At 61.7% G+C, this 10,941-nt stretch carries 9 protein-coding genes; 2 read left to right on the forward strand and 7 right to left on the reverse strand.

All coding sequences use genetic code 11. The annotated features are described in order from the left end of the window. Positions 1-33 precede the first annotated feature (33 nt). From WN982_RS11530 to aldA, 4 genes are all read right to left on the reverse strand, one after another. Positions 34-1,695, reverse strand: coding sequence for a GMC family oxidoreductase N-terminal domain-containing protein (locus WN982_RS11530; RefSeq protein ID WP_341312142.1), 1,662 nt, complete (start codon positions 1,693-1,695; stop codon positions 34-36). A 71-nt stretch (positions 1,696-1,766) separates the two neighbouring features. Next, entirely contained in the window at positions 1,767-2,984 is a 1,218-nt protein-coding gene (locus WN982_RS11535; protein ID WP_341312143.1) for a mandelate racemase/muconate lactonizing enzyme family protein, read from the reverse strand. 40 nt (positions 2,985-3,024) lie between these two features. Continuing rightward, entirely contained in the window at positions 3,025-4,389 is a 1,365-nt protein-coding gene (locus WN982_RS11540; protein WP_341312144.1) for an MFS transporter, read from the reverse strand. A gap of 133 nt (positions 4,390-4,522) precedes the next feature. Beyond that, on the reverse strand, positions 4,523-5,959 hold the full coding sequence (gene aldA / locus WN982_RS11545; protein ID WP_341312145.1) for an aldehyde dehydrogenase: 1,437 nt from the start codon (positions 5,957-5,959) through the stop codon (positions 4,523-4,525). Between the two features lie 325 nt (positions 5,960-6,284). On the opposite strand from aldA, the gene WN982_RS11550 reads away from it, so the two are divergent. Together WN982_RS11550 and WN982_RS11555 are read left to right on the forward strand one after the other, a co-directional pair. Then, positions 6,285-7,343, forward strand: coding sequence for a type IV toxin-antitoxin system AbiEi family antitoxin (locus tag WN982_RS11550; protein WP_341312146.1), 1,059 nt, complete (start codon positions 6,285-6,287; stop codon positions 7,341-7,343). Continuing rightward, on the forward strand, positions 7,321-8,208 hold the full coding sequence (locus tag WN982_RS11555; RefSeq protein ID WP_341312147.1) for a nucleotidyl transferase AbiEii/AbiGii toxin family protein: 888 nt from the start codon (positions 7,321-7,323) through the stop codon (positions 8,206-8,208). Before WN982_RS11550 ends, WN982_RS11555 begins: the two co-directional genes overlap by 23 nt. 39 nt (positions 8,209-8,247) lie before the next feature. On the opposite strand, the gene WN982_RS11560 is transcribed toward WN982_RS11555, so the two are convergent. The 3 genes from WN982_RS11560 to WN982_RS11570 all read right to left on the reverse strand — a co-directional run bounded on the left by WN982_RS11560 (position 8,248) and on the right by WN982_RS11570 (position 10,808). Next, a complete protein-coding gene (locus WN982_RS11560; protein WP_341312148.1) occupies positions 8,248-8,613 on the reverse strand; it encodes a metalloregulator ArsR/SmtB family transcription factor in 366 nt (121 codons plus the stop codon). Positions 8,614-8,667: 54 nt separating this feature from the next. Beyond that, positions 8,668-9,342: a type IV pili methyl-accepting chemotaxis transducer N-terminal domain-containing protein gene (locus tag WN982_RS11565; protein WP_341312149.1), complete on the reverse strand. Its 675-nt coding sequence runs from the start codon at positions 9,340-9,342 to the stop codon at positions 8,668-8,670. Between the two features lie 98 nt (positions 9,343-9,440). Then, positions 9,441-10,808 (reverse strand): MFS transporter, encoded by a 1,368-nt coding sequence (locus tag WN982_RS11570; RefSeq protein ID WP_341312150.1) that lies wholly within the window; start codon positions 10,806-10,808, stop codon positions 9,441-9,443. Positions 10,809-10,941 lie beyond the last annotated feature (133 nt).

Genomic DNA, 10,941 nt, shown 5'->3' on the forward strand with positions numbered 1-10,941 from the left:
TGTGCGTTGATTTGAGGCCGCAGCGCGCCGCTGTCAAGCCGCGGCGGTCAGCTCCGACGCTTCAGGTTTAATAGCCGCAGTGCTTTGCGCGTCTTCGAGAATCATCTCGGCGCCCTTCTCGGCCACCATCATCGTCGGCGCGTTGATGTTGCCGGACGTGATGTTCGGAAAGATCGACGCATCGACCACGCGCAGCCCGGCGATGCCATGCACCCGCAAGCGTGCATCGACCACCGAAGTACGCGGATCGTCGCCCATCGCACATGAGCCGCACAGGTGATAGATCGAGCCCGACTGCTCGCGGAAGTATTGCAGGAAGCCTTCGCGGGTATTCACCTGCGGCCCGGGCGAGATTTCCTCCACCGTGATCTCCTTCAACGCCGGCGAACTCATTACCTTGCGCACCAGTTCGCAACCCTGGATCACTTCGTCGATGTCTTTTTCGGTGGTCAGCGCGTTGATGCGGATTTTCGCGGCGTCTTCCGCGCGATTCGACGCGATCTCGATCGAGCCGCGGCTGGTCGGCCGGCATGGATTGAACGCCAGCAGAAAGCCCGAATAGGGCTCGGGTTCGAGACTCGCCTTGTTGCTCTTCGGAATCCGGTACGACAGCGGATTGAAGTACAACTGCAAATTCGGCTGCGTCTCGCGCTCGTTGCCTTTGAAGAAACCGCCCGACTGGTTCACGCTCATCGCCAGCGGTCCCTTGCGTGTCAGCAGATACTGCAAGCCGAGCTTGAGCTTGCCGAGCAATGGCCACATCTCGTCGTTCAGCGTCTTCATGTTGGCGCGATAGTAGAAGCTCACGCACAAATGGTCTTGCAGATTCTGGCCGACGGCGGGCAGTTCCTTGACCAGCGTAATGCGATGCTTCGCCAGCAAGGCGCTGTCGCCTACACCCGAGAGTTGCAGCAGCTTCGGCGTATCCACGGCGCCCGCCGACAGGATCACCTCGCGATTGGCCATGAACTGCCGCGTGGCGCCGTTCTGCGTGACGCTCACGCCGATCGCCCGCTGGTTGCCGTCGAATAGCACGCGGCTTGCCAGTACTTCGCGCTCGACGGTCAGGTTCTTGCGCGTGAGCACCGGATGCAGATACTCGAAGCTGCTCGACGAACGTTGCCCGTTGCGCGTATTCACGTCGTAAATGCCCGCGCCTTCGAATTGCGCGCCGTTGAAGTCGTCGCTGCGTTTGTAGCCGGCCTGGTCGCAGCCTTTGAGGAACACGTGGCAGATCGGATGTACCGCGTCTTTCATCGGCGAGATGCGGATCGGGCCGTCAGCGCCGTGATAGTCGGTGTTGCCGAGCGGATGCGATTCGAGCTTGCGGAAATACGGCAGCACGTCGCGAAACGCCCAACCCTTATTGCCCGCGGCGGCCCAGTCGTCGAAATCGTGCGGCTGGCCGCGCACGTAGATCATCGCGTTGATCGAGCCCGAACCGCCCTGCACCTTGCCGCGCGGGCAATAGATCGGCCGGTTGTCGAGTTCCTTTTCGGGCTCGCTGTAGTACATCCAGTTATAGGTTTCGTTGTAGTACGTCCTGGTGAAACCGACCGGAATCTTGAACCAGAAGGAACTGTCCTTGCCGCCCGCTTCAAGCAGCAGTACCGAATATTGGCCCGACGCCGACAGGCGATTGGCAAGAATGCAGCCCGCCGAACCCGCGCCGACGATAATGTAATCGTAGTTCATGCTCTATGTCGCCAGACGGCGCTCAATCCAGTGAATGCGTACAAAAGATTGAACCCAGGCCCAACCCGGGTTCAACCCCTGGCCGGCGCGAGATCTTTCACGTCGGCCGGAAGAGCTGCCATTTGCAGATGCAGACGCTCGCCGGTGTATGGCGTGTGTTGCCTGACCACTTCCATGTTCAGTTCGACGCCAAGGCCCGGTTCCTGCGGCGGAATGATGTAGCCGTCTTCCCATTGAATCGGTTTCCTCAATACCGCCGCATGGAAACCGTCCCACGTCCCGATGCTTTCCTGAATCAGGAAGTTCGGCGTGCAGGTCGCCAGCTGAATGCTGGCCGCCGCGCCGATCGGCCCGTTGTACAGGTGCGGCGCGATCTGCGCGTAATACACCTCGGCGAGCGTCGCCACTTTCTTCGCTTCGAGCAAACCGCCCACGCGCGCCACGTTCAATTGCAAAATCGACGCCGCGCCCGCTTCGAGCAGCTTGAAGAATTCGTACTTGGTAGTAAGGCGCTCGCCGGCGGCAATCGGAATGCTGGTGTGCTGCGCGACTTGCGCCATCGCGCCTTCCTGGCCCGGCGGCACCGGCTCTTCGAACCACAGCGGATCGTATTTTTCGAGGCGCCTGGCAAGCCGGATCGCGGACGACGGCACCATCTGCCCATGCGTGCCGAACAGCAGATCGGCCTTGCTGCCGACCGCTTCACGCACCTTGCGGCAGAAGGTTTCGCAGCGGTCGAGCACTTCCATCGACAGTTGATGCCCCGAGTACGCCGTGTACGGCCCGGCCGGATCGAACTTGACCGCCGTGAAGCCACGCTTCACGTTCTCGGCCGCGCATTCGGCGGCGAGGTCGGGATCGTCGTAGTCGTATTCGCCGCGGCTGTTCTTCGGATAGAGATAGGTGTACGAGCGCAGACGCTCGTTCACCATCCCGCCGAGCAGTTCATAGACCGGCTTGTTCGCGGCCTTGCCGACGATGTCCCAGCACGCCATTTCCAGCCCGCTCACCACACCCATCATCGTCAGATCGGGGCGTTGCGTGAAGCCGCTCGAATACGCTTCGCGCCAGAGCCGCTCGATATGGTGCGGATCCTTATCGAGCAGATAGCGGCCGAATACATCGTCGATGATGTGGGTCATCGCGTTCGGATGGAATGTCGCCGAATAGATTTCGCCGACGCCTTCAATACCGCAGTCGGTCTTCAGTTTGACGAAAATCCAGTACATGCCGCCGAGATGCGGCGGCGGTACGGCAACGACATGCGTTTCAAGCGAGACAACTTTCATTTACGCACCCTCCTTTCCTGTGTCGATCGGAGTTAGCGCTTTAGCGCTTACTCCGATCCCATGCAAAGCTGTCGATCGGAGTTAGCGCTTTAGCGCTTACTCCGAACCCATGCATGTTTCTCAGCGCAAGGCCGGCGAAGCCGCCGAGCGCCGCCATTCCGGCCACATAGCCGAAGTAAAGCTGGTAACCGAAGACGCCCGGGAAGTTCTGCGTCAGATAGCCGTTGATCAGCGGCAGGAACACGTCCGGCGAATAACCGAGCACGGATATCAGGCCGATCGCGAGCCCCATCGTTTCGACGGGAATGTTGCAGCGATCCAGCAGCGACCAGTACAGGCCGCGAATCGCGTACGTCAGAATGCCGATGAACAGCACGAGGAACACCAGCAGCACGTGGCTGGAAATGCGCGGCGCCGCCATCAGGCCAAGCAGCGACAACGCCGCGAGAAAGAGCGCAATCACCAGCACCGACACCTTCGAATAACGGTCGCCGAGAAAGCCGCCGCCGATGCCGCCGATCGGCCGCATCCACAGCTTGAGCGTGGTGATCGTGCCGGCCATCACCACCGTCAAACCGATCTCGCCTTCATGCAGATACGCGGAGAAACTGTAGGTGGCCCAGAACACCTGATAGCCGCAGAACACGATTGCGGCGACGAGCCATAACTCGGGAATCGTCGCGAGCGTTTTCAGATCGACCAGCACGTTGCTGCGTTTGCGCGCGGCGCGATGGGTCACGGCGGCGCCTTGCGGGTCTTTGATCAGCGCGAGTACCACACCGAGCGCGATGCAAAGAAACGCGTACATATAGACGACCAGCTTGAAACCGGCCGCAACCGGCTCGCCCCTGGTTTGCGTGAACCATGCGAACAGCGTGATCGCGACGGTCGCGAGCATCGCTTCGATCAGGCCTCGCCCGCCGTCGAGCAAGCCGAAGAAGCGGCCCTGCTCATGCGTGCCGGCGATCATCGTCACGCGCTTGATGACGGCGGCCCAGAACGTCAATCCGGTCGACAAACCCCAGCCGCCGAAGATCACCATCAGCACCTGGAACGACGGCGCGGTCGAATACCACAAGCCCAGCACGCCGGTTGCGATCAGCGAAAAGCAGATCAACAGGCGCGGCGCGATGCGATCGGCGAGCCAGCCGCTCGGCAGATAACTCAACAGAAAAATCGTGCCCAGCGACGAATACAGATAGCCAAGCTGACTATCGGTGATGTGAAACACGTCGAGCATCGTCGGCTGATAGACCTGCCGCAGATACAGAATCGGGTAAATTGCACCGGCTGCCAGCACCAGCAACATGAGCTGCAGGTAGCGTTGCGCCTTGCTGTTTTGCAGTGCGGCTTCGTGCTCGCTTAAAGCGAGCGACGCGGTAGTTCGAACGGGTTGAGATGACACTTGAGCGCTCCTGAGAGACACAGCGCCGGTCTACCGGTTTGCCGGGTCTCCAATATGGTTTTGTTATGGGTTTAGCTGCGGGTTTCAGGAAAGACGCGTACCGTTGATTGCTGTCCCGGCACGCGCCGGTCCATCAGTACTTCATCACCACGAGACGGGTCTGCGTGAATTCGAGCATGCCGTGCTTGCCGTCGTCGCCGCCGAGGCCCGAACGCTTCCAGCCCGCGTGGAATCCTTGATACGGATCGGCCGGCGTGCGGTTCACATACAGTTCGCCCGCTTCGATGCCGTTGGCGATCTTCATGGCGCTGCGATAGTTCTCGGTATAGAGCACCGACGACAAACCGAATTGATGGTCGTTGGCCATCTCCAGCGCTTCGTCGAGCGTGCGGTATTTGACGACCGGCATGATCGGACCGAAGGTTTCTTCCTGGATGATTTCCATGTCCTGCCGGCAGTTCGACAGCAAGGTAGGCGGATAGAAGAAGCCCTTGCCTTGCGGCAGCTTGCCGCCGGTTTCGAGTGTGGCGCCCGCGGCGAGCGCACGCTCGACCATCGCGTGAATCGACTGGCGCGACGCTTCGTTGACGAGCGGACCCATCAGCGAGGGCTGCTCGCTGCGGTCGCCGATCTCCACTGCGCTCATGTGTTTCTTCAGCAGCGCGACGAAGTGGTCATGCACGCTTTCGTGAACGTAGACGCGCTCGATCGCCGTACAAAGCTGGCCGCAATGCGTGGTCTTGGAGGCGACCAGATCGCGCGCGGCTTTCTCCAGATCGGCATCCGCCTCGATGATCGCGGGCGTCTTCCCGCCCAGTTCCAGCGACGGCCTGGCGATGTTCGCCTTGCAGTATTCGAGCACCTTGCGGCCCGCGCCGACACTGCCTGTCAGCGTGATCATGCCGACCTTCGGATGCGTGCAGAGCGCTTCGGCGGTTGCATGATTCATGGCGAGAATGTTGACCACGCCTGCGGGCAAGCCTGCACGTTCGACCGCGCGGGCAATCTCGAACGCGGAGGTCGGCGTGTTGTTGCTCGGGCGGACCACCACCGTATTGCCGGCGATCAGCGCGGGCGCCACCTTGCGCATGAACGTATAGACCGGATAGTTGAACGGAATCAGACAGGCGACCACGCCGATCGGCTCGCGGTGCAGCACGAGGTTTTCGTCGGGCGTATCGCTCGGAATCACTTCGCCTTCGATACGGCGCGCCCATTCGGCGTGATAGCGAGTGATCTGGCCGGCGTAGATCGCTTCGTTGGTGGCGTCGGCGACGCTCTTGCCCGACTCCAGCGCCAGCGCCGCGCCGATGGCGGGCGCGCATTCGGTCAATGCATCGGCGAGCTTGTGCAGATAGACCGCGCGCTCGGCCGAAGGCAGCTTGCGCCACGCTTTTTGCGCGGCTGCTGCGGCGTCGACCGCGGCGATCACTTCGGCCTTCGAAGCGCCCGTGACGTGGGCAATTTCGACTTCGGTTGCCGGGTTGTAGACGGCGATGAGCTCGTCGCTAGCGGATTCGGCGCCAGGTTCAATAAACCGGCCGTTAGCAAAATTGCGATCGAGTCGCATGGTCGTCTCCTGAAAGGCGTGGTGCAAAAACGCATGACCTCCGGCTATGAGCTTCATGCCGATGGCGCATGGAGCGAATTTTTCTCCTCGGCACAGCGCGCCACAAGCGAATAATTTGCGGGACAAACATTCGGAAAAGTCACGTTTATCCAGGGTTGAGCCTCATACGCGTTTCCCACTTCAGATTGTGGTACGGCCGGGCGCAGTGTTCAATTTTTCCCGATGTTCACGTTACGTATACATGATATTTTTCTGAACACCAGAGCAACGCTGCGCCGGCGTTCAATTTTGCAGCCTGTTCACGTTACGTATACACTCATAAAAATTGAACAAAGGGTGGACCATGCCACGCAAATCCTCGCCGCCGTTCGTGCCCGACCCAACGGTTCAGGCCGCCGCCGCCGCGTTTTCCGCTGCAACGGGCGTGGCCACCAAAATCCTCCGGCCGCCGCTTCGCGCCCACTATGCGGCGAAGATACAGTTCCAGGCGTCGCCGGATAGGATCTGGGCGCGGCCCGTGCTGCTGGTGGACAATGTCGACCGCTTCGCCACGCTCGCGGCGATCAAATCGACCGCCCACATCCGCGCCGACGATCCCTTCGTGGTCGTGACGCCCTACCTGTCGCCCAATCTGCTTCGACATTGCCGCGAGTTGGGCCTCGATGCGCTGGATATGTCCGGCAACGCCGTCATACAAAGCGACGGCAACCTGATCATGATCTCGGGCGAAAAACGCACCGGCATGGCAAGCCGCATAAAAGACCGCGCATGGACCACCAAGGGCATGAAAGTGGTGCTGGCCCTGCTTTGCGATCGAACGCTCATCAATGCGGGGCAACGTGCCATCGCCCAGCGCGCGAAGGTCAGTCTGGGCACCGCGCAGTCGACGTTCCGCGATCTCGTCGAACGGGGCGATATCATCGAACGCAAAGATGGTTTCGTGTTTGCCGACGCGGCCCGCTCGCTCGACGAATGGGCTGCACTGTACCCTTCCCGCCTTCGCAGCCAGTTGCTGGTGAACCGCTACCGCGCCGAAGATCCGGCATGGTGGCGCAACATCGATCCGCAGCGCGAGCAATGCCAGTTCGGTGGTGAAGTGGCCGCAGCGCTTCTCACCGGTTATCTGAAGCCGGCAACCGTGACGCTCTATTGCCAGCAGGCGATACCGCGCAAATGGCTGATCGACGCCCGCCTGCGGCTCGATCCGGACGGCGAGGTGGAAGTATTGAATGCACCCATTCCGCCGGTTGTGCCCAGCGGGACGCCGAACGTGCCGCCATCGGTCGTGCATCCGGTACTGATTTATGCCGACCTGATCGCGACAGGCGATTCTCGCAACATCGAAACCGCGCGGATGCTACGTGAGCAATTCCTCTCCACTTGAGCTGCCCGGCAGCCGGCCGCTGCCGGCGCTCGTCGTCGAACTGCTGCGGCATGTCGCAGAGGCGGCACGCGTATCGAATGTCGAATGGTTCGTCGGCGGCGCTACCGCGCGCGACATCATGCTGACCCACGTGCACGGCATTGAGGCCACGCGTGCCACCGCCGACGTCGATATCGGCGTGAGCGTCGAAAGCTGGACTGGCCACACCGCGCTCAAGCAGGCGCTGATCGCCGGCGGCGCCTTCGAACAACGCGGCGAGGCGCATCGGTTGTATTACCGGGATCCCGGCAGCGGCGAGCTGATGTGGCTGGACATTGTTCCTTTCGGCGGCGTGGAGGGTCATGCCGGCAATGCAGGCGAAATCGCCTGGCCGCCCGATCAGGCGGTACGGATGAACGTAGCCGGTTTCGCTGAAGCGCTGACCGACGCCATCATGGTGCAGGTGGCGGCGGATCTGGCTGTACCTGTGGCCTCGCTGCCGGGCCAGACGATGCTGAAAATCGTCGCCTGGCATGACCGTCATGCAGTCGACAGAAAAGATGCCACCGATCTGCTCTTTCTGCTTGGCAACTATGCCGCGGCAGGCAACCATGCGCGTCTGTACGACGAGACTTACGATCTCGTCGAGCGTTACGATCATCAACTGGAAATCGCGGGTGCCGCGCTGCTCGGCCACGACACCGCGGCGATCGCCTCGGCGGAAACCGGCAAATTGATTGCGCAGGTACTGGCATTCGGCGAAGACTATCCACGTATCCTCGAACACATGATGGGACACCGTGCGCGGCTTCTCGAGCAAACACCGTCGTTCATCGAGTCCGTGTTCAATGCGTTTCGCGAGGGCTTTTTCGGCAACGCCGGCTGACTCTCAACGCGCGCTTACTTAACCCCGTCAACCCCGCCCTCATTCCTCCACCGCCGCCTTCAGTTTCAGCAATGCGTGATCCCACTGCTGCGAGATCGCGTCGAGCGCGCGCCGCGCTTCTTCGAGGTGTGCCGGCTCGAACGTCCACAAGCGCTCACGGCCGACCTTGACGTCGCGCACCAGGCCCGCATTGGCCAGCACCTGCAAATGCTGGGTCACGGATTGCCGCGTGATCGCCGTTCCAGCGGTCAGTTGCGCGATCGACATCGCACTGCCCGCGCACAATACGGCGATCAGGCGCAGCCGCGTCTCGTCGCCGAGCGCCGCGAAAATCTGCGCGGAACTGCGCAACACCGCCGTCTTCAAACGTGCGTGGCTGACCGCCGGTTTAGCCCTTGTCGACATGCTTTTCGATGTTGAGCAACTGATGTTCCCACCCGCCGCTGTTCATCCGGAGTCTCACCCCGCCGAAGTCTTCTTCACAAACGCGCTCACCACAGCTTCCAGTTCACGCGTGATGGAGGTCATCACACCGGCCACCACCGCGAACTCGCGGCCGGTCACATTCGCGCGGCTCGCCACGATCTGGCCGTTGAACGACACGATATGCGCTTCCTTCGCAATCGCCTTGATCCGGTCGATCAGATCCTGTTGGCCTTTTTTCTGCGCTCGCGCAATCCGCCGGCTTTCCTGCTCATAGACGGCGGTCACGCCATGCAAATGTGTCAGCAACGGATCGACCGTTTCGATCAGCGCCCTCAGCGCCTCATCCGCGCGCGGTGAAGAGCGCTCGATCTCCTCGAGCACCACCGACGCCAGCGCGATAAAGTCCGCGATCTTCTTCGCGACATTCTCTCTGCCGTGAAATGCGTCACGGAGCGCCGGCGAGAAAAGTCCGGGCAAATCGTCGCGGCCTTGCACGAGCGCCGCGTGGCTGTCCGCAAACGTGCGCAACGTATCGCGTGCGATTGCGAGCGCGCCGTCGAACTGCTGGAACGCCAGCATCGCCTGCAACACGATGCGCTGGGAAAGCATGCGTTGACGCCCTGCCATGTTGATCAACGAGCTCAATACCTCGCTGGAAACGTCCGCTTCGGACGACGGCGTTTGAACCCGTTCTCTCGTGATACTCATGTTTGTTCTTATGATTCGGTTAGCCCCGGCGCTGTGCCCGGCATCCGCGCTGTGCGAGCTTTGAAGGCAGTCGCACAGCGCAGATGTTCAAGGTTGCCTTACTCCGTTGCGTGCGCGTGAATCACGCTGGTCTGCATCGACCACGCCATCCACGGACGGCGCAACGCGACGATCGCGAGGAACGCACAAGCGGCCAGCACGCCGAAGGTCGCAAAGCCCATCTGATAGCTGCCCGTGCTCTCCTTCGCGATACCCATCACGACCGGCAGATAGAAGCCGCCGATACCGCCCGCGGCGCCCACGATGCCCGACATCAGCCCGGTGCGCCCCGCCCAGCGATGCGGCACGAGCTGGAACGTCGCGCCGTTGCCGAGACCGAACGCCACGTACAGCAACAGCAGCAACGCAATCCCGCCGGTCAGCGACGGCATCGCGGCGGCGAACACGAAGTCGGCCAGCGAAATGACTGCAAGCAGGAACGTCAGCGCGCGCACGCCGGACACCTTGTCGGCAATCAGCCCGCCGAGCGGCCGCACGATCGCGCCGGTCGCGGCAAGCAGCGCCATGAACAAACCTGCGTCGATCTTCGACAGCTGATACAGGTTGGTCAACAGCAGCGTCACGTACGACGACATGCCGACAAAACCACCAAACGTGATGCTGTACACCAGCATGATGACCCACGTATCGCGCTCGGCCAGCACCGTGCGATAACGGTGCGGCAGCACCGCGATCGCCAGCAGCGCGCCGATCACCGGCAACAGCAGCACACCGGTCTTGCCGGAGCCGAACATGCCCGCTTCGACCAGCAGCACCAGCACGATCAAACCAGCAAGCGTCACCGCGAAACTGCCGAACGCGCGCAGTACGCTGCCCGATTTCACGCCGGAATCGTTAGCCCAGAAGTACAGCGTGATAGCTGAGATCGCGAGCAACGGCAGTGCGCCGCCGGCCGCCACCTGCCAGCCCAAATGGGTTGCCAGCTGCGGGAACAGGAAGCCGTCCAGCACCGCGCCGATGTTGCCTGCGGCGGCAAGACCCAGGACCAGGCCCTGCACTTTCGGCGGATAGTTGCTGCCGGCCATCGGCAGCGCCACCGCGAAGCTCGCGCCGCCCACGCCGAGAAACACCCCGAGCACCAGCAGCAACGTGTACGACGGCACCGAGGGCAACAGCGGCAGCACGATCGTCGGCACCGCCGACAGCAGCACGCCCATCAGCGCGATGCGCTTGCCATGCGCCGATTGATACAGGTTACCGAGCGTCACGCGCAGAATCGCCGCCGACAGCACCGGCACCGCGACCAGCAAGCCCTGTTGCGCGGGCGTCATGGTAATGCTCTTGCTGATGAACGGCGCGAGCGGCCCGTACAGCACCCAGACGGTGAAGCCGGTGTCGAAATAGAGGAAACACGCCACTAGCGCGCGCCAGTCCCCGCTTTTCAGGGAGCTCAACAAGTTTTTCATTAGACATCCTCACATATGCTGATTGTTCGCTTACCTGGCACACAGCGCTGGCGCACTGCGCACCGGAATGGTCGCGATGTTGAACACCGGTCTGGTCATGCAACGTTCATGCCATCCGAAGCCGTCTGCTGAT

Source organism: Paraburkholderia sp. IMGN_8, from assembly GCF_038050405.1.
Taxonomy (GTDB): domain Bacteria; phylum Pseudomonadota; class Gammaproteobacteria; order Burkholderiales; family Burkholderiaceae; genus Paraburkholderia.